The organism is Gordonia pseudamarae (assembly GCF_025273675.1).
Lineage (GTDB): Bacteria > Actinomycetota > Actinomycetes > Mycobacteriales > Mycobacteriaceae > Gordonia > Gordonia pseudamarae.
Genome location: NZ_CP045809.1, coordinates 889,897 through 915,114 on the forward strand (window position 1 = coordinate 889,897; position 25,218 = coordinate 915,114).

Sequence of the window (25,218 nt, forward strand, 5' to 3'; positions counted from 1 at the left end):
AGGCCGCCGATACTGTTTCAGCTCAGCGCTTTACGCCGCTCATATGCCTGGGTCATGACGGACTGGATCAGCTCCTCACAACTCGGCAGATCATCGATCATGCCGACGACCTGACCGGAGGCCAGTACCCCGGCGCGGGTGTCGCCCTCGACGAGTCCGGCGCGCAGCAGCATCGGGGTGTTGCCGGCCATGATGATCTGTTGCCAGGTGCGTTCGCCCGATTTCTTCATGGCCAGGCCGTCGCGCAGCAGGGCGGTCCATTTCATGCCGGTGAGTTGTTTGAACTCGTTGGCGTTGCGGGCGGCGGCCGTCAAAGCCTTGACCGGGCTACCGCTTTCGAGGGCGTCGACCAGTGGGGTGCGCAGCACGCGGTGCGGCATGCCGTCGACCTTCGTCGAGACGACGGTGTCGTTGAGGGATCGTTTCAGGTACTCCTGTTTCACCGAGTCGGGGACGGCGCTGTCGGAGGTGAGCAGAAAGCGGGTGCCCATGGCGATGCCGTCGGCACCGTACGCGAGTGCGGCGACAAGGCCGCGGCCGTCGAAGAAGCCACCCGAGGCGACCACCGGCATGTCCGAACCAGCTTGGGCGAGAGCGTCGATCACCGACGGCAGCAGCAGAGTTGTGGCGACCGGTCCGGTGTGGCCGCCACCCTCCCCGCCCTGCACGATCACCGCATCGGCACCCCACGACGCCACCTTCAACGCGTGCTTGGCGGCACCGATCGACGGGATCACCACCACACCATGATCTTTGAGCTTGGCGATCAGCTCCTTCTTCGGCGCCAACGCGAACGAGGCCACCTTCACACCTTCCCGGATCACCAGGTCGATCCGGTCGGCGGCGTCGCCGGCGTCGGCACGCATGTTCACACCGAACGGCTTGTCGGTGAGAGACTTGGTCTTCTTGATCGCCGATTCCAGCTCACCGAACGTCATTGTCGCCGAAGCCAGAATCCCCAGACCGCCGGCGTTCGATGTCGCCGAGGTGAGCGACGGTCCCGACACCCAGCCCATCCCGGTCTGCACGATCGGATACTCGATACCCACCAGCTCGGTGAACTTGGTGGGAAGCGCGGCGGCGCGGGCGATCTCATTTCCCATCGCCTCGCTCGCCCCGGTCATCGGACCTCCCGATTGCGAACACCCTTGGGGTCGAGGACCTCCCGGATGATGGTCAGTTCCTCATCGGTTGGTTGGCGGGTCGAAGCGGCCGAATCGAGACCGGCCACCACGAACGAGGTGTTCTCCGCGACCTCGGCCGCCTGCACACCCGGATGCAACGACAGAGCTCGCATGGTGTGATCGGGCCCGCCGAAATCGAACACGCCCAGATTGGTGACGACGCGATAGATGTTCAGGTCATCGAACGCCGGATTCTCCGGATCCACCTTGTCGAAACCGACGCCCGACACGATGTCGACGGTATCGGTGAACACGCGCGACGAATGTCGCCCCACCCAGTAGCTCGTCGGATGATTGATGGTGTTGCCGGGAGCGCCCCGCACCCCGAACATCTGTCGCGTCGGCTGCTGGAGCGGCCCGAACGCCGACAGGTTCTGGTTGCCGTGGCGGTCGATCTGGTTGGCGCCCATCACCACATGACGGCGCCCCGACGCGACGACGTCGAATACCTTGCGGAACGGAAGCCAGCCTTCGATCGGACCCGAACGCCCGATCGCCGGGGTGTCGGCGAAGATCAGTGCCTCACCGTCGGTGATCAGCAGATCCGGCTCGGACGTGAGCCGGGCGAGCCGCGCCCCGAGCAGTGGTACCGGTGCCATCGGGGAGGCCAGGATCTCGCCGGCCCCGGCGAAGATGTCGGCACATGCCACGACACAGATCTCTGCGCGGGTCACCTCTGTGGTGGGTTCTGTGGTGGTCACTTGCTGTCCTCCTGTTCGGCCTGCCACGCGGCCACCTCACGCTGATAGGTTTCTTCATCGACACGCAGGAACCGCTGCGAGAACGCCTCCCACGTATCCGGGTCCTTGGCCGATTCGACGTAGAACCGCTGGAACGCTTCGTCGCGCCCGTACTCACCGGCGAAGGTGAAATGCGCCCCGTTGGGGGTATGCACCACCCGGTCGACGTTCATCCGGTTCAGCAGCAGACGCTGATGCGGAACCGACTTCACCAGCACCTCGGTCGACACCAGCTGGTCGGTTTCCAGGTAGCGGCGCTCGGCGGCGCCGCAGAACAGATCGTCCATGTACGGGTCGACGCCGGTGTAGGCGGCGTTGCCGCGGTTGTCGGCGATGTCCAGGTGCACGAACGCGGCGTCCAGACGCAGTGCCGGCATCGCGACCAGAGTCTGGGTGCGGCCGTCGGCATCGGGGTAGGGGGAGGTGACGGTCTTGAGTTCGCCTTCCCAGAATCGGAGGACATCGGACCCGAGACCGGCCCGGATCGGCAGGAACGGCAGCCGGGCGGCGGCGGCCTCGAGTCCGCACTTGACCATGCCCTCGTCCATCTCGCGGGCCTCGATGGCGCCGGTGGTGCGGGCGTGGGCGAACCACGGATCGTAGAAGGGGGCCGAGTCCAGCGACACGAAACCGTAGTAGGCTCGGCGCACTTTACCCGCCGCGCAGAGCAATCCGAGATCGGCGCCGCCGTAGGTGACAACGGTCAGATCCTTGACGTCGGAGCGAGCCAGTGCCCGTACCAGTGCCATCGGCTTACGTCGCGAACCCCAGCCGCCGATGCCGATGGTCATCCCGTCGCGCAGTTCGCCGATCACCTCGTCGAGCGTGCTGGTCTTGTCTGTTGGTACTGCTGCCATCAGTTCTTCGTCGCTTTCTTCTCAGTGCCGCGGGCTCAGGACTCGCCGACGGCTTTGCCGGTCGCGACGAATGCGTCGCGGTGCTCGTCGGCCACCCCGGCCAGGTTCAGCTCGAAGGTGTAGCCCTGCTCGAGGCGGTAGCTGGTCTTCACGTCGACGGGGTCGATGTGGTTGATCGCGGCCTTGGCTGCGCGGATCACCCGGGTGTCCTTTTTGGCGATCTGTTCGGCGACTTCGGTTGCGGCGGCGATGAGTTCGTCGGCGGGCACCACGCGGTACACGGACCCGAAGTGCAGCAGTTGCTGTGCGGTGACGGTCTGCGCCGTGTAGTAGAGGGTGCGCATCATGTGCTGCGGGACGAGCCTCGCGAGATGTGTCGCGGCGCCCAGCGCGCCCCGATCGACCTCGGGCAGGCCGAAGTAGGCGTCGTCGGCGGCGACGATGATGTCGGCGTTGCCCACCAGGCCGACCCCGCCGCCGACGCAGAAGCCGTTGACGGCCGCGATGACGGGGACGGGGCAGTCGTAGACGGCGGAGAACGCGGCGGCGCAGCCGTGGTTGGCGCCGATGAGGGCGCCGAAGCCCGATGTCGTCTGCATTTCCTTGATGTCGACGCCGGCGTTGAAGCCGCGCCCTTCCGACCGCAGGATCACCACGTGCGTCGACGGGTCTTCGCCCGCGGCGGTGATGACGTCGGCGAGATCGAACCAGACGGCCGACGGCAGCGCGTTGACCGGAGGATAGTCGACGGTCACGATCGCGATGCCGCTGTCGGTGCGTGCGGTGGTGATGGGCATCAGGACTCCTTGTCTAACCAAGCAAGTGCTTGGTTGTTTGGTAGGGTATCACCCATGACCGCAGTGCCACAGGTCGCCGGCCCGCCCGAATCGGGTGGAGCCGACGCCGACCCACCGACGACGACGGCCGCGGGGGAGCGACCGGCCCCCCGCATCGACCTAGGGCTCTCGGGCAGGACGATCCTGATCACCGGCGGTGCGCGCGGCGTCGGTGCGGGCATCGCGACCGTGCTCGCAGAACTCGGCGCCACCCCGGTGATCTGTGCCCGCCGCCCGCCCGACACCGGTGGTGCGGGTCATCCCGACTTCTTCCCGTGCGACGTCCGCGACGAAGACGCGGTGAGCGGACTGATCGGTGCCATCGTCGACAAATACGGAAAGCTCGACGGCGTGGTGAACAACGCCGGTGGCTCACCCTTCGCGCTCGCCGCCGACGCCTCGGCGAGCTTCACCACCAAGATCATCGCGCTCAACCTGGTGGCCCCACTGATCGTGGCGCGGGCTGCGCATGCGGTGATGGTCAACCAGCCCGAAGGCGGTGCGATCGTCAACATCTCGAGCGTGAGCGGACACCGGCCCTCGCCGGGCACGGCCGCCTACGGCGCCGCCAAGGCGGGCGTCGACAGCGCCACCACCGCACTGGCCGTCGAGTGGGCGCCCGCGGTCCGGATCAATTCCATTGTGGCCGGGGCCATCCAAACGGAACTGTCACACTTGCACTACGGTGACCAGGCCGGTATCGATGCCGTCGCCGCCACGATCCCGATGGGCCGGCTGGCGTTGCCGTCGGACATCGGCTACGCCGTCGCATTCCTGCTGTCCCCGCTGTCATCGTTCATCACCGGCAGCACCCTCACCATCCACGGCGGCGGCGAGCGCCCCGCCTTCCTGTCGGCCGCCACCGCCGGCAACCAGGTTTAACGTCTCGCGACGCTAGGTTAAGGAGAACCATTGTCCAGCAAGCTGAATGAGGGTCGGGTCGTCATCGTCACCGGAGCGGGTCAGGGCCTGGGCCGTGCCCATGCACACGCTTTCGCCGCCGACGGCGCCGCCGTCGTGGTGAACGACTACGACGCCGACTCCGCGGAGGCCGTGACGCGGGAGATCCGCGCGGCCGGTGGGCGGGCCGTCACCGGTGTCGGCGATGTGGCCGACTGGGCGTGCGGCGAGTCGTTGGTGGCCACGGCGATCGATCAGTTCGGCCGCCTCGACGCGCTGGTCAACAATGCCGGTTTCGTACGCGACCGGATGCTGGTCTCGCTGTCGGAGGACGAGTGGGATTCGGTGGTGCGCGTGCACCTCAAGGGTCACTTCGTCATGCTGCGCCATGCCGCCGCGTACTGGCGGGCCGAGGCGAAGGCCGGCCGAACCCCGCAGGCCCGCATCGTCAACACCTCCTCGGGTGCCGGTCTGTATGGCTCGGTCGGTCAGGGCAATTACTCCGCCGCCAAGGCGGGTATCGCGGAACTGACCATCCAGGCCGCCGCCGAACTGGGCGGGTACGGCATCACCGCCAACGCGATCGCCCCGTCGGCACGCACTCAGATGACAGTCGGTGCCGGCGGTGCGATGGCCGAGCAGATGGCCGCGCCCGTCGATGGTTCGTTCGACGCGATGGATCCGGCGAATGTGTCGCCGCTGGTGGTGTGGTTGGGCTCGGCGCAGTCCGGCTCGGTCACGGGCCGGGTCTTCGAGGTCGAGGGCGGCAAGATCTCGGTGTCCGACGGCTGGCAGCGCAGCGTGGCGGCGGACAAGGGTGCGCGCTGGGACATCGCCGAACTCGGCCCGGTGGTGGGGGACCTGCTGGCCAAGGCTCCCGTGCCGATGCCCGTCTACGGTGCCCGGTAGCAAACACGGTAGAACGGAAGTCATGACCCCTGACGAGCACTCGGGCGGTGAGCACCCGGGCGACAAGCAGGCGAGCGGCGGTGGCGAATCCATCGAATCCCGCCGGACGGCGATCGCCCGGGCCTATGTCGACGCGCTGGTCGGGCACGATCCGTCGGAGGTGTCGCTGCACCCGGACTGTACCCGCGTCGAATTCGGGGTGCGGACCGGGCACAGCGGCCCGCATATCGCCCGCAGCCTGGCCCGGGGTCCGCAGTTCCGGCTGATCCACGCGGTCAGCGGATTCACCGCCACCGTCGACGGCCACACGGTGACCACGCGCTACTTTGTGCACGTGCGGCCCAGGGCGCTCGGGCTCGCGGCCGAGGTACGCGAGTCGTTCCTGATAGACGACGACGGCCGAATCCGCACGATCATCGCGAGATTCGGCCGTCCCCGGCGGATTACCTGATCTCTCAGGAGCTGGGGGCGCGCACCACCATCGGCACGCCCGGGAACAGCGATGCCATCTCTGACCGCGACTTGCGCAGCGCGGCAACGCCGTAGCCCTGCTTGCGCTTGTCCGGATGGATCCAGATGCGCACGTCCACCTCGCCGCCGGCGAGTTCGCCGAAGATCAGGCCCACCTTGGTGCCTTCTTCCTCGGCGACCAGCCAGACCGCATCCTCGTCGTCGACTCGCTGTGCGCCCTTGGCAATCTCGTCGTCCAGCGGGCCCGCAGGTTCGCCCGATCCGTCGCCGGCGACCTTGAGCTCCTCGGTGCGCACGGCGAAGATGTCCGCGTCGTCGGTGGAGAAGGCCCGCAGTTCGAGTGTGTCGCCGCTGCTGGCGGGACGCTCGGCGAGAGTGAAGGTGAGCGCGGAGTTGAGGTCGTCGAGTTCGGCCTGGTTCTTGCGGCGCTCAGCTTTGGTGAGCTGGTCCAGACGCATTCCGAGTACGGCCTCGGCGCCCAGGCCGGACGTGCCGAGCAATTCGGCGATCGTGGACACCGCGGCGTCGCGGTCGTCGGCGTCGACGATGGCGTCGAGCACTTCGTGGCGCCGTTCGAGAGCGGTGAGCAGTGCGTCGGTGATGTCGCGACGGGTCGTCGCCTGGTCCAGATCAGTCATGGGGCCATCCTAGGGTCTTACCGCGCAGTAGGGGAGTTGTCCTGATGAGTGACCGGTATGCGGAGTGGGCCCCGCCACGCGAACCGGATCGGATTCGTCCGGACCTGGGCAAGAACTGGAACACGTTCTAGTCTGGTGGGATGAACTTCCCGGTCGCGCACACGGCATCTCCCATCGCTCCCAAGCCAGTGGTTCCCGAGACGGCGCCGCTGCACGACGGCGTACACCTCGGTCATCTGATGGCATCGGCGCTCACCCGGCACTCGGGCCGCACGGTCCTGAGGCTCGGGTCGACGCAACTGACTGGCCGGCAGATGGCCGAGGAGATCAGCCGCTACGTGCAGGCGTTCGAATCCTTCGGGGCCGCATCGGGTTCGGCGGTCGGACTGTTGGCCCTCAATCGGCCCGAGGTGCTGCTGGTGATCGGGGCCGGCCAGACGCAGGGCTGGCGGCGCACCGCCCTGCACCCGCTGGGTTCGGTGGACGATCACGCGTACGTCCTGGCCGACGCGCAGGTGACGACGCTGGTGATCGATCCGATACCCAAGTTCGTCGAACGGGCCGTGGCACTGCTCGATCGCGTCGACGGCCTCACCCGGATCCTCACGCTGGGACCGGTTCCCGAGGAACTGGCCGGGGTCGGGCGGGACATCATCTCGGCGGCCGCGGGCTTTCCGTCACGGCCACTGACCGTCGCGCCGCTCGCGCCCGATCACGTCGTGTCCATCACCTACACCGGCGGCACCACCGGAAAACCCAAGGGCGTCATCGGAACCGCCCGCGCGATGGCCGCCATGACGCAGATCCAGCTCGCCGAGTGGGAATGGCCGCGGCATCCGCGCTTTCTGATGTGCACGCCGCTCTCGCACGCCGGTGCGGCGTTTTTCGTGCCCACACTCCTCAAAGGCGGTGAGCTGATCGTGCTGCCGGGTTTTGACCCGGCACAGGTGCTGCGCACCATCGAGGAGGAGAAGATCTCGGCGACGATGCTGGTGCCGTCGATGCTGTACGCGCTGATGGATCACCCCGACTCCCATACCCGCGATCTGTCATCGCTGGAAACCGTGTACTACGGGGCCTCGCCGATCAATCCGGTGCGGCTCGCCGAGGCCGTCGAACGTTTCGGGCCGATCTTCGCCCAGTACTACGGTCAGTCCGAGGCGCCGATGGTGATCAGTTATCTCGCCAAGGACGAGCACGTGGTCCCGGACGGGGACAACCGCAGGCTCTCCAGTTGTGGCCGCCCGTCGGCTTTCCTGCGCACCGCGCTGCTCGGGCCTGATGACAAACCTGTCCCGCAGGGCGAACCCGGCGAGATCTGCGTCGCGGGACCGCTTGTCGCCGACGGCTACTGGGGTCTGCCGGAGCAGACTGCCGACACTTTCCGGGACGGCTGGCTGCGCACCGGCGATGTCGCCCGCGAGGACGGCGACGGATTCTGGTACATCGTGGACCGGACCAAGGACATGATCGTCACCGGAGGCTTCAACGTTTTTCCCCGTGAGGTCGAAGACGTTGTCGCCGAGCATCCTTCGGTTGCCCAGGTGGGTGTCGTCGGCACTCCCGACGACAAGTGGGGTGAAGCGGTCACCGCGGTGGTGGTATTGCGTGCCGACGCGCCGGCCCGCGACACGGACCGGATCACCGCCGAGATCCAGCAGGCGGTCAAGGATCGCAAGGGGTCGGTGCAGTCGCCCAAACAGGTGCTCTTCGTCGAATCGCTCCCGCTCACCGCCCTCGGCAAACCCGACAAGAAGGCCCTGCGTGCCCGGTTCTGGACCGGCGACCGCAGCGTCGGCTGACCCGTCCCGTCGGTTGAGGTGCGAGGAGCGCGAGCGACGAGCCTCTAAACCCGGTGAGAGAACGATGTCGTCCCACCGGGTTTCGAGGCTCGCGAGCTCACACCTCACCCGACGAATGGGGTACCTTCGCAGGTCGCAATCAGCAGTCGCATCCGCAGCAATCGCAACAATCGCAACAATCACAACAGTCGTCGGGTTCGCAACACGGTTCCTTCCACTTGTCGGTGCAGTGATTCCAGTGGCCGGAGCAGCACGCGTAGCCGGTGCAGGAGACACCGATGAACGGCAGGATGCGTTGGTGGAAGGCGCGATTCGGCGGGAACGGGGGCACAGGGGTCTCGGTGGGCGGATTCTCGGTGGGCAGATGGTCGGGCCAATCGTCCGCAGTGGGGGCTGTCGCACACGATCCATTCGTACATCCGCCGAACCGGTGCGTACGTGCGGACACCGTGTGCCGCAGGCCGTCGATGAGCACCGCACGCAGCAGCCGGTCATCGGCGAGCACAAGGTCGCGGTAGCGTCGCCGGATGGCACGGGCGAGCCGCCGGCAGTCGTCGAGGGCGGTGGTGATGTCGGTACCGGTGGCCCGCAACGGGTTGAACGATCCGTCCCGCAGATCGGAGTCGTAGTCGTCTACGGCGTCGAGCAGATGGGCGAGCCGACCGAAGTCGTAGCCGATGTCGGCCAACGCTTCCCGGTTGTCGTCGGCTCCGGCGACGGCGGCGGTGGCGGCGAATACCCGTGATGCCGCGACCCCGGATGCATGGGTGAGTGACCGAAGGTCGGTGCCGGGCCGGGCTTCCAGGGGTGCCTGTCCGGACAATTCGTGCAGAATGTCGTCGACGCCGAGTTCACCGGCGATGGCGCGGTCGGCTCCGGCGTACCCGCGCAGGCGCCGGCCGGCGACGGACGCGGCCATTGCCCGGGTCCGTGATCGCGGTGCCAGCGCCAGCTGCTGCTCACCCACCATGTCGGCGGCCCTGGCGGCTGCGAGTGTCAGGGATGCGGTGGTGGCCAACCGGATTCCAGGGTCGCCGGCGGCGATGACGGTGGCCGACCTCATGCCGCGTAACGGACAGCGCCCCGCCCGCCGGGTGGCGGACGGGGCGGTGGTCTGCGCCGCGGTCAAAACGGACACCATGATCGCGTCGGTGTTGGTGGTCAGCCTGCCGGCCTGCCCGTGCCCATCGCGCAGCGACACGCACAGCCCGCACATATGCGAGCGCCATTGGTCGATCAGGTCGTCACCGAGGGTGTGCCGGCAGGGCGAGAGCAGTCCGAACATCGGAACATTCTTACCCCCGTAAGCCGGTGCGCGCCAGACGTGTCGACCATTCGCCCGACGTCGGAACAGGGTTCAGTGCCATGACAGTACACACGACGTCAGCGGGCCGCGAGCGATATGTGCCTGTGGTCCGCTGACGTCGTGGTGGCGGTTGTTGTTCCTGGTCAGCTCACCGGGCAGCCGGAGTAGCGCACCCCGAGTCCCTTGACCCCGTTCAGCCAGCCCGATCGGACGCGCTGCATCTCGCTGACACGGCTGATGTCGGGCAGCACGTCGGCGATCGCGTTGAACACGATGTTCAGTTCCAGTCGGGCGAGGTTGGCGCCGATGCAGAAGTGGGCGCCGTTGCCACCGAACGCCAGATGCGGGTTCGGGTCGCGCAGGATGTTGAAGTCGAACGGGTCGACGAATACGTCCTCGTCGAAGTTGGCGGAGCTGTAGAATAGTCCGACGCGATCGCCCTGGGCGATGTCGACGCCGCTGACCTGGGTATCGCGGGTCGCGGTGCGCTGGAAGGCATGTACCGGGGTGGCCCAGCGCAGGATCTCGTCGACCGCGGTGGTCGGGCGATCGCGTTTGAACAGTTCCCACTGGTCAGGGTTGTCGAAGTAGGCGTTCATGCCGTGGCTGGTGGCATTGCGGGTGGTCTCGTTGCCCGCGGTGATCAGCAGGATCACGAAGAACCCGAACTCGATCTCACTCATCGCGTCGGTGTCCTCGCCGGCGCGCACCAGGGTGGTGAGGATGTCCTCGCGCGGATTCTTCCGCCTGTCCTCGGCCATGTTGTAGGCGTAGCCGAGCAGTTCGGCGTTGGCGGTGGTCGGATCGATGGTCTGGTCGGGGTCGTCGCTGTTGATGATCGCGTCCACCAGTTCGTGGATGCGGGCGCGGTCGGGTTCGGGGACGCCGATCAGGTCCATGATCGCCCGCAGCGGCAGGTGGATCGAGACATCGTCGACGAAGTTGCCCGATTCCTTGGCAGCGGCGTTCTCGACGATCGACCGTGCCGATTCGGTGAGCGTGCCATGAAGGGCGGCAACCGATTTCGGTGTGAACAGCCGTGAGACGATCTTGCGCAGCCGCGTGTGCTCAGGCGGATCGTGATTGATCAGCAGCGCTTTGGTGAACTCGAGCTGATCGGGTGTCATGTACTCGGGCAGCCGGATGATCGCGCCCTTGTCGTTGGTGGACCACAGGCCGGCGTCCTTCGAGATCTCGCGGATGTCGCGGTGCCGGGTGATGGCCCAGAAGCCCTCGTCGCCGAATATCGCCTTGTATGTGGGCTGGGCGTTCCAATGAACCGGTGCGGTTCGGCGCAGTTCGGCGAATTCCTTCACCGGCATGCCCTGTTCGATCAGATCCGGATCCGTGAAGTCGATCCCGCTGTACGGACATGTGCCCGCGGATGTGGTCACACTCATTCGTTTCTCCTGTCCCCCGGGGCCGGGTTGTGCGGTGGCCGCCGCTGCAGAGGTTGTGTGGCGATAGGACGGACCCGGTGACGGATCACCGGATATGTGTCTTCTGTCACCACACCATACATGAAAATTCTAAACGTATGGTCACTGTGGAACGTATGGTCACTGTGGAACGTATGGTCACTGTGTGTTGGTGATCTGCGGGGTCGGACGATGTGCGGATGGGCGTGATGAACATGGGAACCGGGCAGATCGGGGAGCATTCGCCCCGGCCGGTGTCTTGTGTGTGTAGGCCACGGCGGCTGAAGTAGGCTCGGCACCCGACAGCGGTTCCGCGGACCGACGACGCGGGTGAGGGCGAGGAGCGAGGTGCGAACCCACGGCTGGGGCGGAAATCCGCCCCGCGACGACGACGAGGCGATCGCCCGCATTCTCGACGCGACCCGCAAACAGATCGATGACAACGAAGGATCGGTCAAACTGTCCGACGTGGCCCGCGTCCTCGGCGTCACCAGGCAGACCGTCTACCGATACTTCTCCGGTACCGAGGAATTGTTGCAGGCCACCGCGGTGAGCGCGGTCGACGAACTCCTGGACCGGGTGGCGGCCAGGATCGAGGGCATCGCCGTTCCCGACGCCGTTCTCGTCGAGGGCGTGGCCGTGGTCATCGACGAGTTGTCCCGCGACCGCTATGTGGGTCTGATGTTGCGCAGTGATCACCTGAGCCTGGGTGTGCTCGGTGGTATCACCGGCGAACTCGGCCGCACCTTCATCCGTTCGATGCTGGGCCGCCTGGATGTCGACTGGGCGGCGTACGGTTACACCGAATCCGATTTCGACGATGTCGCCGAAATGGCGCTGCGCACGCTGCAATCACTCATCCTCGACGATGTTGGCGACTCGCGTTCGGCCGCCGACCTGCGCCGCTTCCTCGATCGCTGGCTCGGCAGCGGTATCCGCGCCATTCCGGCGGCCCGCCCCCTCTCTGATGGTTGAGGTGTGAGGGCCGCAGGCGACGAGAGCCTCGAAACCCGGTGACCCGGCAATGTGGCGGGGCACAGTGGTTTCGAGGCTCTCGTCGCTTGTGCTCCTCAACCGGTGGGGCAGACCACGACTACGTCGGTTCGCAGATCACCACCGGAATGGTCCGGTCGGTCCACGAGGCGTAGGTGTCGAAGTCGGCGTACATCTCGACCAGCCGGGGCCACAGCCGCGCCCGCTCCTGGTCGGACGCGGTGCGCGCCACCAGGTCGAAGCGTTCGCGGCCCACTTCGGCCACCACGTGCGGGTCGGCGCTCAGATTCAGGTACCACGCGGGATTCTTCGCCATCCCGCCCTGCGAGGCGACGAACACGAATTGTTCGCCGTCGCGCAGATACAGCAATGGGACGGTGCGGGCTTGGCCGCTGCGCCGTCCGGTGGTGGTGAGCAGACACACCGCGGCGGGTCTGCGCAGGGCCGAGCCGACCCGCCACCTATTGCCCAGCCGTCCGCCGGTGAGCCGATACACGCGGGTGTTGATCCGCGAGGCGAGTTTGACCACGGTCCGTACGATCGGCGAATCGAGCTGAGCCGGTCGCTCCTTGGGCACCTCAGATCCGCTCGATGACGGTGGCCGTGGCCATCGCGCCACCGGCGCACATGGTGATCAGCGCGGTCTGCTTGTCGGTGCGTTCGAGTTCGTGCAGCGCGGTGGTGATGAGTCGGGACCCGGTGCTGCCCACCGGGTGTCCCAGGGCGATGGCGCCGCCGTTCACGTTGACCTTGTCCATGTCGGCATTGTGTACCCGTGCCCAGCTGAGCACCACCGATGCGAAGGCCTCGTTGATCTCCACGAGGTCGATGTCGGCCAGCGACATCCCGGTGCGCTCGAGTACCCGCCGGGTGGCCTGTACGGGTCCGTCGAGGTGGTAGTGCGTTTCGGCGCCGACGAGTGCCTGGGCGACGATGCGAGCGCGCGGGGTGAATCCGAGCGCCCGCGCCCTGGCCTCGTCCATGAGTAGGACCGCGGCGGCGCCGTCGGAGATCTGCGAGGATGTGCCGGCGGTGTGGATTCCGCCCTCGATGACCGGTGTGAGCGCGGCCAGTGATTCGGGGGTGGTCTCGCGCAGACCCTGGTCGCGGGTCACGTCCAGGACGGTTCCGGTGACAGTGCCGTCCTTGAGTCGTTCGGGTGCCTTGACCGCCAGTACCTCGCGGTCGTACCGTCCCTCGTCCCAGGCGCGTCGCGCGTTGACCTGGCTGCGCACGCCGAGTTCCTCGATGTCGGCGCGGGTGATTCCGCGCCGTTTCGCGATGCGCTCGGCGGCCTCGAACTGGTTGGGCAGGTCCACGTTCCACGAGTCGGCGTGGTACGGGCCGGCGTCGACGCCGATATTGGCGCCGAGGGGTACCTGTGTCATCGTCTCGACGCCGCAGGCCAGGCCGACGTCGATGGTGTCGGTGGCGATGAGTCCGGCGATCAGATGATTGGCCTGCTGGGCGGATCCACATTGGCAGTCGATGGTGGTCGCGCCGGTGGCCTCGGGCAGTCCGGCCGACAGCCACGCCTTGCGGGTGATGTTGCCCGACTGGGCACCGGCCTGGGTGACGCAACCGCCGATGGCCTGTTCGACAAGCTCGGCGTCGATACCGGCCTTCTCGATCAGCCCACGCTGGGTGATGCCCAGCAGTTCCTCGGCATGCAGCCCCGAGAGCCATCCTGCGCGTTTGCCGATGGGGGTTCGTGCGGCCTCTATGATCACCGGTACGCCCATGGTATTGCCTCCCTCACATTTTGCGGTACGCTACTCAAAGTAGAACACGTTCTCATTTCAGCCCATCATACGCGGTGAGGCGTGCCTGAACGAACTATGAACACGTTCTTGTTTTTATGGAGAGGTGGTGCCAGGTGATCCAAGCGGAGAGTATTCCCGCCCCCGCGGACGATGCCGACGACGCGGCGACGAAGCCGGATTTCATGCAGCAGGAGGACTGGGATTTCACCAGCCCTGAACTGTTGGAGCAGGGCATGCCCGTCGCCGAGTTCGCCCAACTGCGCGCAACCGCGCCCGTCTGGTGGAATGCCCAGCAGCCCGGCAAGGGCGGCGGATTCCACGACGGCGGCTACTGGGTCATCTCCAAGCATCAGCACATCCGCGAGATCTCCAAGAACAACGACGACTGGGCCGTCAACACCAATGGCGTCATCATGCGTTTCGATGACGCGATCGAACCCGAACAGGTGGAGGTCACCAAGGCGCTGCTGATCAATCACGATCCGCCGGAGCACACCCGGCTGCGCCGCCTGGTCTCCAAGGCCTTCACCCCGCGCGCGGTGAAGGCACTCGAGGCCAAGCTCGATGCCGCGGCCCGACGTATCGTGTCCGACGCCGCGGCGAAGGGCACCGGCGACTTCGTCACCGATATCGCCGTCGATCTGCCGCTGCTGGCGATCGCCGACTTGCTCGGCGTGCCCGAAGAAGACCGGATGAAGCTGTTCCACTGGTCCAACGGCATGCTCAACACCGACGATCCGGAATTCGCCGACGTCGACCCGCAGATGGCGTCGGCCGAGATCCTCGGCTACGGCTACAACATGGCCGAGACCCGCCGCAATACCCCCACTGACGACATCGTCAGCATCCTGGTCAACGCGGACATCGAGGGCCAGCACCTCGACGAGGCCGAGTTCGGGTTCTTCTTCATCCTGCTGACCGTCGCCGGCAACGAGACCACCCGCAACGCGATCTCGCACGGCATGAACGCCTTCTTCAACAACCCCGATCAGTGGGAGCTGTACAAGCGGGAGCGCCCCGACACCACCGCCGACGAGATCGTCCGCTGGGGCACCCCGGTGAACAGTTTCCAGCGCACCGCCAAGCGCGACACCCAGGTCGGCGGCGTTGACATCAAGGAGGGTGAGCGCGTCGGCATGTTCTACGGCTCGGCCAACTTCGACGAGGAGGTGTTCGAGGATCCGTTCTCGTTCAACATCCTGCGCGACCCCAACCCACACGTCGGTTTCGGCGGCAACGGCTCGCACTTCTGCGTCGGCTCCAACCTGGCCCGCATGGAGATCAACCTGATGTTCAACGCGATTGCCGACATCGTGCCCGACATCACCCGTCTCGAAGACCCGAAACGCCTGCGCCACGGCTGGATCAACGGTGTCAAGGAGATGCGCGTCGACTACGGCACGCAGTCGTGACCCCGGCCCACGACACCCCGGTCCACGACACCCCGGCCTACCTCGGCATCGACCGCGAGAACCATCCCGCGGTCGTCGCCGGGCGGCGTTCGCGCGAACTGGTCGCTGCCCGTGACAAGGATGCCTGGGTAGAGAACTTCGCCGCCGACGGTTCGGTGGAGGACCCTGTCGGACCGTCGATGTTCGATCCCGACGGTGTCGGTTTCCGTGGGCACGAGGCCATCGCGGGATTCTGGGACACATCGATCGCCACCACCGAAAGCATCGATTTCCGGTTCGACGAGGAGATCATCTGCGGCAACGAGGTGGCCTACATCGGCACCATCGTCACCCGCATCGCCGGCCACATCACCGAATCGCGTGGTGTCTTCACCTACCGCGCCGACCCCGACGGCAAACTTGCCGCCATCCGCGCCTTCTGGGAGGTCGAGAAGACCATGAACTCCTTCCGCAAGGTCGACTGACCCACCCCGTGTCCGGTCGAGTCCCCCTCCACCGGTCGAGTCCCCCTCCACCGGTGGAGGGGGACCTTCCGTCGGTGGAGGGGGACCTTCCACCGGATCTCCCGCCTTTACCGTCGCCCTTCCGGTAAGCCGCCTCTCTCTGCGACACTGGACGCCATGGCCCCACACTCCGCAGCCGACCAGATCGTGACCGGCCCCGCCGCACGGCCCCGTCCCGGCGTCATCGGCATCGACGAGATCACCGGCCTCTGGGACCTCGTCGAACAATCGGCCCGTCTGCGTCCCGACGCGGTGATCCTCGCCGACGACCACGGCCGCGCCCTCACCGCCGCCCAGCTGCGCGATGCCGCCGAGGATGCGGCGGCGGGTCTGGCCGAACGCGGGGTGGCCTTCGGCGACGTGGTCAGCTGGCAGCTACCGACGATCCTCGAGGCCGCCGTCCTCATGGCCGCGTGTGCCCGGCTCGGCGTGGTCCAGAACCCGATCATCGCGCTCCTGCGCGAGCGTGAGGTGGAGTTCATGGTCGAGCAGGTCGACGCGGCGGTGCTCATCGTGCCGGAGCGGTGGAAGGGCTATCGGCACGCCGACATCGCCGAGGCATTCCTCGCGCGACACCCCGAGCGACGGGCACTCGTGATCGACCTCGACACGGTCGGCACCGGGCTGCGACTTCCGGTCGGGGATCGTAGCGAACTTCCTCCGCCGCCGCAGGTTTCGGATGCCGGGCCGGTCCGCTGGATCTACTACACGTCCGGTACCACAGCCGCCCCGAAGGGGGTACGGCATACCGACCGCTCCGTCATCGCCTCGTCGAACGGCATAACCGACGGTCAGCGTACCGACACCACCTCGGTGCTGCCCATCCCATGGCCGCTGGCCCACATCGGTGGTATCGCCATGCTCGGTGCCGCCCTGCGAACAGGTTGCCGGCTGGTGCTTTTCGACACCTGGGATCCGGAGCGCACGCCGTACCGGATGGCCGACCACGGCAGCACCAACCTCGGCTCGGCGATGCCGTTCTTTCACGCCTACATCTCCGCCCAACGCGCCCATGGGGATTCGCCGCTGTTTCCCGACCTGCGTGGTTTCATCGCGGGCGGCGCACCCACCCCGCAGGAGGTGCAGCGCGAGCTGCGCGAGGTGTTCGGGCGCGGCGAGCGAAGCGACGGGGGATGTGACGGCGAGCGAAGCGACGGGGGATGTCACGGCGCCGTCCTCGACGCATGGGGAATGACCGAGTTCCCCGTCGCCACCAGTCAGAGCTTCGACGACCCCGACATCGGCCGGTCGGTGGGTCCGCCGATGCCCGGTGTGCGGGTCCGGATCGTCGACGGTGAACTCAGACTCAAAGGTCCGCAACTGTTCTCCGGTTACATCGACCGATCACTCGACGCCAGGGTGTTCGATGACGACGGCTGGTTGTGTACGGGGGATCTCGGCTTCATCGACGAACTCGGCCACATCCACATCGACGGCCGCCGCAAGGACATCATCATCCGCAACGCCGAGAATATCTCCGCAGGTGAGGTGGAGGAGGTCATCCTCACCCATCCGGCCGTCGCCGACGCTACCGTCATCGGCCTTCCCGACCCGCGTACCGGTGAACGTGCTTGTGCTGTGGTCGTTCTGGCCGTTGATGCCACACTCACCCTCGCCGAGCTGAGCGCCTACTGCCACACCGGTGGCCTGGCCCGCTTCAAATGCCCCGAACAACTGGAGTTCGCCGACAGCCTGCCCCGCCTGCCCATGGGTAAGGTCAACAAGTCCGCTCTCCGGGACCGGTTCTCGCCGACACCGTGACCTCACCGGGTTTCGAGGCTCGCCGGCTCGCAGCTCAACCAGCGCCTGGTGACGTCACCGGTCGAGCCGCGACGGTTGGTCGGCTCCGCCGCGCCGCTGTGAGGTGTGAAAGCCGCTTCTTCGCCGGTTGAGGTGCGAAGAGCCGCCAGGCGATGAGCCTCGAAACCCGGTGAGAAAACGATGTCCGCCCCCACAGTCGACATCGTGGGGGCGGACGAACTGCGGACAAGCCGAGGTATCAGTGCGAAGGCTTGTCCGCCCCCACGAGCCACATCGAGAAGTATTGTGAACCGCCGCCGTACGCGTGGCCCAGCGCTTTGCGGGCACCGTCGACCTGGTGGGCACCGCCTTTGCCCGTCACCTGGATCGCGGCCTCGGCGAACCTGATCATTCCCGACGCGCCGATCGGATTCGACGACAACACCCCACCGGAGGCGTTGACGGGCAGTGTGCCGCCGATCGCCGTGTCGCCGGCCTGGGTGAGTTTCCATCCCTCGCCCTCGGCGGCGAAGCCGAGGCTTTCGAGCCACATCGGCTCGAACCACGAGAACGGTACGTAGATCTCGGCGGCGTCGATCTCCTCGATCGGGTTGCTGATCCCGCCCGCCTTCCACAGTGCGGCCGCCGCGTCCCGGCTGGCCTGTGGATTCACCACGTTGCGGTGTGCGAAGAACAGCGGTTCGGTGCGCATCGCCGTGGCATGGACCCAGGCCACCGGATTACCTTCCGCCACAGCATCATCGGCGGCCTGTTCGTCGCCGATCACGACCGCGCACGCGCCGTCGGACGACGGGCAGGTCTCGTCGTAGCGGATCGGGTCCCACAGCATCTGCGAACTCATCACCTTGTCGACGGTGATGTCGGGCTGATGCAGGTGGGCGAGCGGATTGAGCGCCCCGTTGCGACGGTCCTTGGTGGCGACGATAGCGCCGGTGTCCATCGGCGCACCGGAACGCCGGATGTACGCGCGGACATGCGGTGCGAAGAATCCGCCGGCGCCTGCGCCGACCGGCTTGGTGAACGGCACCGGCAGCGACAGCGCCCACATCGCGTTCGATTCGGATTGCTTTTCCCACGACACCGCGACCACTCGGCGGTGTATGCCCGAGGAGATCAGGGACGCGGCGACGTTCGCGGTGGATCCGCCGACCGAGCCGGCGGTGTGTACACGGATCAGCCGTTTGCCCACGGCGCCGATCGATTCGGCCATGAACAGTTCCGGCATCATCACGCCTTCGAAGAGGTCGGGTGCCTTGCCGATGACGATGGCGTCGATGTCGTCGATGGATGTGCGCGCGTCGGTGAGGGCGGCGTCGATGGCTTCGCGGACCATGCCCGACATGGTGACGTCGTGCCGTTTGGCGACGTATGTGGTTTGTCCGGTGCCGAGGATCGCGGCCCTGTTCTTGCTCATCGGTTGCTCTCCCCGGCCAGTGTGACCACCATGTTCTGTTGCAGCAGTGGCCCGCTCGATGCGTGCGCGACTGCGGTGCCGGCGTTGCCGGTCAGGATTTCGTGTGCGGCGTATCCGATTCGTTGCAGGCCGGCCGAGAACAGCGCGTTCCCGGCCAATGATCCGCCGGACGGGTTGATCCGCACCGAGTCGGGCAGACGCAGAGCGTTGTTGACGATCAGTTCCTGATGGGTGAACGATGCGTGGATCTCGGCCACGTCGACGGCGCGTGATGTGTCGCCGAACGCGGTGTCGCCGGCCAGCGAGGTCGACGGCGAGATGGTCAGGTCGCGCGCACCGAAGTTGGGGGAGTCGATGCGATGATCCCAGCCGGTGATGAACGCCGGGTTGGCCACCAGTTCGCGGGCCCGGCGCTCGGAGGCGAGGATCACCGCGCCGGCCGCGTCGGCGTAGGGGGCGATGTCGTGTGCGCGAAGCGGATCGGCCACGTAGTCGGCGGCGAGCAGGTCGTCGGTGTCGCCGCCGAAGGTGCGGGCGGCGACGGCAGCCATGTCGGCCTCGGTCCAGGCGCCGGAGTCGATGCCGGCGCGGGCCTGTAGTGCTCCCAGCGCGCGGGCGTCGGGCCATAGCGGTGCCACCGTGTACGGGTCGGTTTGCAGGGTGAGGATGCGGTCGGCGTCGCCGGCCGAGGATTTTCCGAACCCGTACGCCAGGGCCAGTTCCACCTCGCCGGTGGCGATCTTGATCCATGCCTCGTACAGCGCCCAGGCGGCGTCCATCTCGACGTGTGATTCGTTGATCGGCGGCATCGCACCGATCGAGTCGACTGCGGAGATGAACGAGAATGCCCGGCCGGCCAGGTAATCCGATGATCCGCTGCACCAGAATTCGATGTCGGTGCGGGTGATGCCGAGTTGCGCGTACAGCTTGTCGAAGCAGGGGCGCAGCATCTCGACACCGTTGGTGGTGCCGTGGGTGGCGGCGACGTTCGGGCTGTGGGCGAACCCGACGACCGCGATGCGGGGGAAGGTCACTGGTTCTCCTGTTGGCTAGACGTGGTCGCGGTAGGACTGGTAGTCGGCGTCGGGTTCGCCGGTGGGTGTGAAGTGGCTGATGCTGCCCATCGACAGCTCGCGCCGGTCTTCGGGCACCCAGACCGCACGCACACGCATGCCCATGCGGACCTCGTCGGCGGGGCAGTCGAGGATCAGGTGCAGCACGGGAATGTCGGTGCCGTCGATGAGTACGTACGCGGCCACGTAGGGCGGCTTGATGCGTTGGCCGGTGAACGGCACGTTGACGATGCAGAAGGTGGTGACGATGCCGGTGTCGGGCAGCTCCACTCTCTCGACGGCGGGTGCGCCGTCGGCGGGACTTTCTCCGCGTGGCGGGAAGTAGACACGCCCGGCGTCGATTCCCGACCCGATCCGCGAGCCGATGAGCTTGCCCGCCTTGAGCGCGCGCAGGTAGTCCGATTCCCATGCTGTGGCGCAGTGGTCGATATTCGATTCGATCCGGGTGGTGATGATCACCTGCGGATGGTCGGGTTCGGCCGGCCCGAGGGGGCCGGCCGGGGCCCGACCAGCAGGACTGCCGAGCTGGAAGTGGCTGATGTCGTCGATTCGTCCGGTTCGGGCGGCCCGGAACACCGCGTGAACCCTTGCGCCGGTACTGATCTGTCCCGGCTCGCAGGCCACGGCGTGGAGCAGGGCAGTATCGGCGCCGTCGAGGGTGATCAGTGCCCACGCGAACGGTTCGGAAAGCGGTTGTCCCGCTGTGGGCTCTGCCTGCCAGGTCCAAGTGGTGACGGTGCCGGTGGGGGCCACCTCCACCAGATCGGTGCTCGCCGCGCCGGTGGCCGGATCGAACTCGGTGGGCGGAACGAACACCCGGCCGTCGGCGGACCGGCTGCCGAGGATGTGGCCGTCGCGCAGCGCCAGCGCGAACCGGCTCAGCACCGGACCGAGTGATCGGGTGTAGTCGAACGAGTTACGCAGTGGTGCGGAAAGGATCTCGGTCTTGGGGTCCGGGACCGGTGCGACCGGGTCGGGGGTCACCGGGTCGTCCGTCACGGCTCCCGCCGGGGTGCTGATGCTCACCCATCGAGTAGAACATGTTCTACTTTCTGGCACAAGGGTCACGAAAGGCGTTGGTGCTCACCAGTAGCCGTCGGGATCGACGGCGGGGGACTCGGCCGGGACGATACCTTCGGCCACCCCGTGGTCGATGCTCGCCGACATCCGGGAGCAGGTCGGCATCAACGCGGGATTGCCCCCGGTTCGGCGAATGTGTTCGAGCTCGTTGCATTTGGCGCGTGCTTGTGCGTTCCACTGCACGCTCGTGTGGTACGAGCTGGTCTTTTTCACCAGGACGCACGCATGGCACGTCCGGCATTCGATCTCGGTCATGCCGCCGCGCAGATAGTGCTCGCGGTCGCACTCGGTGGCGCGTGCGACCGCCGCGGCGTGGGCGGGATCGTCGGCGAAATCGGGTGCCTTGGCCCACGAACCGCGCCGAACGGCGGCCGTGGGCAGGTGGCCGGCGGGTAGGGGTGCGGGGGGTGGCGATGTACCGGGTGGGGATGTACCGGGTGGGGGTGCATCAGTCCGGTCGGCGGGGCCCACGGTGCGGGTCATCGTTGTGCCTTTCGTCGTATCCGGAGGGATGTCGGTCTACCCGGATGTGGTTCCGGCGCCGACCTCTTCGGCCTCGCTCCGTGCCTCTTCCTCCTGCTTGCGCCGCAGGTTCTCCTGTACCTCGATGTTCCAGTTCTCGACGGCCTTGGAGGTGTCGATCTCGTATTCGAAGCGTTGTGTCATGTCGTCGGTGACGTCGGCCTTGTCCACATAGAACTGCTCGTACCAGCGGCGCAGCTGGTAGACGGGGCCGTCCTCCTCCACCAGGAGCGGGTTTTCGATGCGGGTCTTGTTCTTCCAGATCTCCACGTCCTGCAGGAAGCCCACCTCGATGCCCTTGGTGATTTTTCCGACCATCTTCTCGGCCTGGGCGGTGGTCAGGCCGTCGGGGATCTTGGCCATGACGCCGAACATCAGCACGAAGGAATTGGCGTCGCGGGGGTAATGGCAGTTGGTGAGGATGGTCTCGATCGCGAAGCCGCCGTAGTACTGCACCATCGGGTTGAGCATGTACGACGGTCCGTAATACGCGGCGATCGATTCGAGTTTGCTGTCAACGTAGTTGCTGCCGCCCAGGTCGACGTCGGGCCGGCCATGCGAGCGCATGTACTGCGCGGCGGTCTCGCCCTCGAAGACGTTCTTGAAGTAGTCCGGCAGGGCGAAGTGCACGTAGAAGAAGTGCGCCATGTCGACCACGTTGTCGATGATCTCGCGGCAGTTGGAGCCCTCGATCACCATGCGGTTCCACGTCCATCCGGTCCACGTGTCCGACCCGACCTCGGTAAGTTCGGGGATGCTGACATCGTCCGGAGCGGGGTTGCCCTCGGGATCGTTGTAGACGAATACCTGACCGTTGCGGATCATCGTCTGCCAGGTGCGGGTCTTGGCGAGCTTGGGGCTGCGCTTGGCGTACGGCACGCCGGCGCAGCGGCCATTGCCTTTCCACTTCCAGCCGTGGAACGGGCAGGCCACGTTGCCGTCGCGGATCTCGCCCTGCGACAGGTCGCCGCCCATATGTCTGCAATACGCGTCCAGGACATTGACCTGTCCTTCGTCGTCGGCCCACACCACAAGTTTGGTGCCGAAGATCTCTATCGAGTGCGGTTTACCGTCGGTGAATTCGTCGACAAGTCCGAGGCAATGCCAGCCGCGGGCAAAGCGGGTCGGTGGTGTTCCGGTGTCGATTTCCCGATACTCGCGCTGGGGGCCGGTGGCGGCGGGGGCTGGCGTTACGGTCATCGTCGGAGGCTCCATCCTGGTTCGGTGACGGGTCTACGTTACGTGGCCCATATTAGAACACGTTACAGAACTGTGGTGGTCAGTGTTCACTGTTGGGGCAATTGGTCCTGGCAGGAGCCAGTGTAGGGGTGTACTCGACAAGAAATAGAACGTGTTCTAATCTGGGTATCGATCAACCATCGGTTCACGACCGGGTCGTCGGAGACGAAGTGTCCCGGACGGTCGAACGCAACGAAGGAGCAGGCACATGCCAGCAGGCCGTTCACAGGTAGGCAGCGGATACGGGGACGCGGGGGTCCGTGGCGCCGATGCGCAGCGCGTTCTCGACAACATCAGCGCGTTGCTCCCGGAGATCGAACAGCGCGCCGCGCGTACCGAGGAACTGCGCCGGATGCCCGAGGAGACGGTGCGCGACCTCGATGAGGCGGGCTTCTTCAAGCTGATGCAGCCCGAGCAATGGGGCGGCTACCAGGTCGATCCGGTCAGCTTCTACGAGGCCGTGCGGCGGCTGGCGAGCGCCTGCGGTTCCACCGGCTGGGTCGCCGGCATCATCGGCATCCACAACTGGCATCTGGGTCTGTTCGACCAGCGGGCGCAGGAGGACGTGTGGGGGGCCGACCCGTCGGTGCGCATCTCCTCCTCGTACGCCCCGATGGGCATGGGTGAGGTCGTCGAGGGCGGGTACAAGGTCAACGGCAACTGGGCGTTCTCCTCCGGCTGCGACATCGCCGACTGGGCGTTCGTCGGCGGCCCGGTGATCAAGGACGGTCGTCCGGTCGACTTCGTGAGCTACCTGATCCCGCGGTCGGACTACACCATCAAGGATGTCTGGCATGTGGTGGGTCTCAAGGGCACCGGCTCCAACACGCTCGAGGTCAAGGATGTGTTCGTACCCCGCCACCGCGTGCTGAGTATGCGCACGATGGCCAATTATCAGAGCCCCGGTCTTGAGCGCAATACCGCGCCGGTCTACAAGATGCCTTGGGGCACCATCCATCCCAGCACCATCTCGACGCCCGTCGTCGGCATGGCCTACGGCGCCTACAACGCGCACGTCGAGCATCAGGGCAAGCGGGTGCGCGCCGCGTACGCCGGTGAGAAGAGCAAGGACGATCCGTTCGCCAAAGTCCGGATCGCGGCGGCCGCCAGCGACATCGATGCCGCCTGGCGTCAGTTGTCCGGCAACCTGCAGTCCGAATACGACCTGATCCTCGCCGGGGAGGAGATCCCGATGGAGTTGCGGCTCGCGGCCCGTCGCGACCAGGTGCGTGCCACCGCCCGGGCCGTCGCGTCCATCGATCTGCTGTTCGAGAACTCCGGTGGCGGCGCCCTCAACCTGGATTCGCCCATCCAGCGGTTCTGGCGCGACGCTCACGGCGGTCGCGTGCACGCCGCCAACGATCCCGAACGCGCCTACACCGCATTCGGCAACGGTGAGTTCGGCATCCCCATCGGCGACTCGATGGTGTAGGGGTGGCGAACGTCTAGAGATATCGAAACCGCAAGCAGGAGAATAGCAATGACCGTAGATGGCCCGATCCGCTCACTGGGGTACATGCGTATCGAGGCGACCGATATCGCCGCCTGGCGCGACTACGGCCTCAAGATCCTCGGCATGGTCGAGGGCAAAGGCACCAACCCCGACAACCTCTATCTGCGGATGGACGACTTTCCGGCCCGGCTGGTGATCGTCCCGTCCGACCGCGACCACCTGGGCAGTGCCGGCTGGGAATGCGCCAACGCCGCCGCGCTGCAGGACGTCCGGGACAGGTTGTCGGCGGCCGGGGTCATCTTCCGGGAGGGCAAGGACGAGGAACTCGCCGAACGCTGTGTCGTCGAGATGATCGTCTTCGACGATCCCGCGGGTAACACCCAGGAGGTGTTCCACGGTGTGGCGCTGCAACACCGGCGGATCGTCAGTCCGTACGGGCACCGGTTCGTGACCGGCGAACAGGGCCTCGGCCATGTGGTGCTCACCTGCCCCGACGACAAGGCGACGCTCGAGTTCTTCCGCGACGTCCTTGGCTTCCGGCTTCGTGACTCGATGCGGCTGCCGGGTGAACTCGCCGGCCGCGAACCCGGCAGTTCAGTGTGGCTGCGGTTCCTCGGCTGCAATCCGCGACATCATTCGCTGGCGTTCCTTCCGCTGCCGAACCCCACCGGCATCGTGCACCTGATGGTGGAGGTCGAGAACTCCGATGACGTCGGTCTGGCGCTCGACCGCGCGCTACGCAAGAAGGTGCCGATGTCGGCCTCGCTCGGCCGGCACGTCAACGACAAGATGCTCTCGTTCTACATGAAGACCCCTGGTGGATTCGATGTCGAATTCGGTTGCGAGGGAATGACCGTGGAGGACGGCGACTGGGTGGCGCGGGAGTCGACGGCGGCCAGCCTGTGGGGTCATGACTTCACCATCGGATACAAGGGCTGACCACC

The 25,218-nt window shown here is 66.4% G+C and carries 24 protein-coding genes; 10 read left to right on the forward strand and 14 right to left on the reverse strand.

Going from position 1 to position 25,218, the window contains the following annotated elements:
* Positions 1-17: 17 nt before the first annotated feature.
* From GII31_RS03840 to GII31_RS03855, 4 genes are read right to left on the reverse strand one after another with little or no spacing between them, the layout of a single operon-like run.
* Complete coding sequence (locus tag GII31_RS03840) at positions 18-1,124, reverse strand: NAD(P)H-dependent flavin oxidoreductase (protein ID WP_213246960.1); 1,107 nt, start codon at positions 1,122-1,124, stop codon at positions 18-20.
* The gene (locus GII31_RS03845; protein ID WP_213246962.1) at positions 1,121-1,885 is read right to left on the reverse strand and encodes a CoA-transferase; all 765 of its coding nucleotides are present in this window, start codon (positions 1,883-1,885) and stop codon (positions 1,121-1,123) included. The genes GII31_RS03840 and GII31_RS03845 overlap by 4 nt, the downstream gene beginning before the upstream one ends.
* Positions 1,882-2,781 (reverse strand): CoA transferase subunit A, encoded by a 900-nt coding sequence (locus tag GII31_RS03850; protein ID WP_213246964.1) that lies wholly within the window; start codon positions 2,779-2,781, stop codon positions 1,882-1,884. The genes GII31_RS03845 and GII31_RS03850 overlap by 4 nt, the downstream gene beginning before the upstream one ends.
* A 35-nt stretch (positions 2,782-2,816) precedes the next feature.
* Positions 2,817-3,578: an enoyl-CoA hydratase family protein gene (locus GII31_RS03855; RefSeq protein WP_213246966.1), complete on the reverse strand. Its 762-nt coding sequence runs from the start codon at positions 3,576-3,578 to the stop codon at positions 2,817-2,819.
* A gap of 54 nt (positions 3,579-3,632) precedes the next feature.
* On the opposite strand from GII31_RS03855, the gene GII31_RS03860 reads away from it, so the two are divergent.
* Genes GII31_RS03860 through GII31_RS03870 form a run of 3 tightly spaced genes read left to right on the forward strand, consistent with a single transcriptional unit; the run spans position 3,633 to position 5,877 of the window.
* The gene (locus GII31_RS03860) at positions 3,633-4,499 is read left to right on the forward strand and encodes an SDR family oxidoreductase (protein ID WP_213246968.1); all 867 of its coding nucleotides are present in this window, start codon (positions 3,633-3,635) and stop codon (positions 4,497-4,499) included.
* Positions 4,500-4,529: 30 nt separating this feature from the next.
* Positions 4,530-5,426 (forward strand): SDR family oxidoreductase, encoded by an 897-nt coding sequence (locus GII31_RS03865; RefSeq protein ID WP_213246970.1) that lies wholly within the window; start codon positions 4,530-4,532, stop codon positions 5,424-5,426.
* Positions 5,427-5,448: 22 nt separating this feature from the next.
* The gene (locus GII31_RS03870; protein ID WP_246222097.1) at positions 5,449-5,877 is read left to right on the forward strand and encodes a hypothetical protein; all 429 of its coding nucleotides are present in this window, start codon (positions 5,449-5,451) and stop codon (positions 5,875-5,877) included.
* 4 nt (positions 5,878-5,881) lie between these two features.
* Here GII31_RS03870 and GII31_RS03875 read toward each other — a convergent pair whose 3' ends face one another.
* Positions 5,882-6,535: a GNAT family N-acetyltransferase gene (locus tag GII31_RS03875; RefSeq protein ID WP_213246972.1), complete on the reverse strand. Its 654-nt coding sequence runs from the start codon at positions 6,533-6,535 to the stop codon at positions 5,882-5,884.
* 140 nt (positions 6,536-6,675) lie between these two features.
* Here GII31_RS03875 and fadD8 point away from each other — a divergent pair, with 140 nt between their 5' ends.
* On the forward strand, positions 6,676-8,337 hold the full coding sequence (gene fadD8, locus GII31_RS03880) for a fatty-acid--CoA ligase FadD8 (protein ID WP_213246974.1): 1,662 nt from the start codon (positions 6,676-6,678) through the stop codon (positions 8,335-8,337).
* 139 nt (positions 8,338-8,476) lie between these two features.
* Here fadD8 and GII31_RS03885 read toward each other — a convergent pair whose 3' ends face one another.
* Both GII31_RS03885 and GII31_RS03890 read right to left on the reverse strand, forming a co-directional pair.
* A complete protein-coding gene (locus tag GII31_RS03885) occupies positions 8,477-9,622 on the reverse strand; it encodes a DUF5685 family protein (protein ID WP_213246976.1) in 1,146 nt (381 codons plus the stop codon).
* Positions 9,623-9,786: 164 nt separating this feature from the next.
* Positions 9,787-11,043 (reverse strand): cytochrome P450, encoded by a 1,257-nt coding sequence (locus GII31_RS03890; RefSeq protein ID WP_213246978.1) that lies wholly within the window; start codon positions 11,041-11,043, stop codon positions 9,787-9,789.
* 366 nt (positions 11,044-11,409) lie between these two features.
* Here GII31_RS03890 and GII31_RS03895 point away from each other — a divergent pair, with 366 nt between their 5' ends.
* Positions 11,410-12,036 (forward strand): TetR/AcrR family transcriptional regulator, encoded by a 627-nt coding sequence (locus tag GII31_RS03895; RefSeq protein ID WP_213246980.1) that lies wholly within the window; start codon positions 11,410-11,412, stop codon positions 12,034-12,036.
* Positions 12,037-12,154: 118 nt separating this feature from the next.
* On the opposite strand, the gene GII31_RS03900 is transcribed toward GII31_RS03895, so the two are convergent.
* On the reverse strand, positions 12,155-12,631 hold the full coding sequence (locus tag GII31_RS03900) for a nitroreductase family deazaflavin-dependent oxidoreductase (RefSeq protein WP_213246982.1): 477 nt from the start codon (positions 12,629-12,631) through the stop codon (positions 12,155-12,157).
* Position 12,632: 1 nt separating this feature from the next.
* Positions 12,633-13,796: a steroid 3-ketoacyl-CoA thiolase gene (locus GII31_RS03905; RefSeq protein ID WP_213246984.1), complete on the reverse strand. Its 1,164-nt coding sequence runs from the start codon at positions 13,794-13,796 to the stop codon at positions 12,633-12,635.
* A 134-nt stretch (positions 13,797-13,930) separates the two neighbouring features.
* On the opposite strand from GII31_RS03905, the gene GII31_RS03910 reads away from it, so the two are divergent.
* From GII31_RS03910 to GII31_RS03920, 3 genes are all read left to right on the forward strand, one after another.
* Positions 13,931-15,229: a cytochrome P450 gene (locus tag GII31_RS03910; protein WP_287383589.1), complete on the forward strand. Its 1,299-nt coding sequence runs from the start codon at positions 13,931-13,933 to the stop codon at positions 15,227-15,229.
* Positions 15,226-15,693, forward strand: a complete 468-nt coding sequence (locus tag GII31_RS03915; RefSeq protein ID WP_213246987.1) for a nuclear transport factor 2 family protein — start codon at positions 15,226-15,228, stop codon at positions 15,691-15,693. The genes GII31_RS03910 and GII31_RS03915 overlap by 4 nt, the downstream gene beginning before the upstream one ends.
* A gap of 156 nt (positions 15,694-15,849) precedes the next feature.
* Entirely contained in the window at positions 15,850-17,493 is a 1,644-nt protein-coding gene (locus tag GII31_RS03920) for a class I adenylate-forming enzyme family protein (protein ID WP_213246988.1), read from the forward strand.
* A 238-nt stretch (positions 17,494-17,731) separates the two neighbouring features.
* Here the strand turns inward: GII31_RS03920 and GII31_RS03925 are convergent, their stop codons facing one another.
* From GII31_RS03925 to GII31_RS03945, 5 genes are all read right to left on the reverse strand, one after another.
* A complete protein-coding gene (locus GII31_RS03925) occupies positions 17,732-18,907 on the reverse strand; it encodes a thiolase domain-containing protein (RefSeq protein WP_213246989.1) in 1,176 nt (391 codons plus the stop codon).
* Positions 18,904-19,941, reverse strand: coding sequence for a thiolase domain-containing protein (locus GII31_RS03930; protein ID WP_213246990.1), 1,038 nt, complete (start codon positions 19,939-19,941; stop codon positions 18,904-18,906). Before GII31_RS03930 ends, GII31_RS03925 begins: the two co-directional genes overlap by 4 nt.
* Before the next feature lie 15 nt (positions 19,942-19,956).
* Positions 19,957-21,006 (reverse strand): Zn-ribbon domain-containing OB-fold protein, encoded by a 1,050-nt coding sequence (locus GII31_RS03935; RefSeq protein WP_213246991.1) that lies wholly within the window; start codon positions 21,004-21,006, stop codon positions 19,957-19,959.
* A 57-nt stretch (positions 21,007-21,063) separates the two neighbouring features.
* Positions 21,064-21,441 carry a hypothetical protein gene (locus tag GII31_RS03940; RefSeq protein WP_213249813.1) on the reverse strand — a complete coding sequence of 126 codons (378 nt, stop codon included), beginning with the start codon at positions 21,439-21,441 and terminating at the stop codon, positions 21,064-21,066.
* Between the two features lie 138 nt (positions 21,442-21,579).
* Complete coding sequence (locus tag GII31_RS03945) at positions 21,580-22,782, reverse strand: Rieske 2Fe-2S domain-containing protein (protein ID WP_213246992.1); 1,203 nt, start codon at positions 22,780-22,782, stop codon at positions 21,580-21,582.
* A gap of 247 nt (positions 22,783-23,029) precedes the next feature.
* Here GII31_RS03945 and hsaA point away from each other — a divergent pair, with 247 nt between their 5' ends.
* Positions 23,030-24,253, forward strand: coding sequence for a 3-hydroxy-9,10-secoandrosta-1,3,5(10)-triene-9,17-dione monooxygenase oxygenase subunit (gene hsaA, locus GII31_RS03950; protein ID WP_213246993.1), 1,224 nt, complete (start codon positions 23,030-23,032; stop codon positions 24,251-24,253).
* A 48-nt stretch (positions 24,254-24,301) separates the two neighbouring features.
* Entirely contained in the window at positions 24,302-25,213 is a 912-nt protein-coding gene (gene hsaC, locus GII31_RS03955; RefSeq protein WP_213246994.1) for an iron-dependent extradiol dioxygenase HsaC, read from the forward strand.
* Positions 25,214-25,218 lie beyond the last annotated feature (5 nt).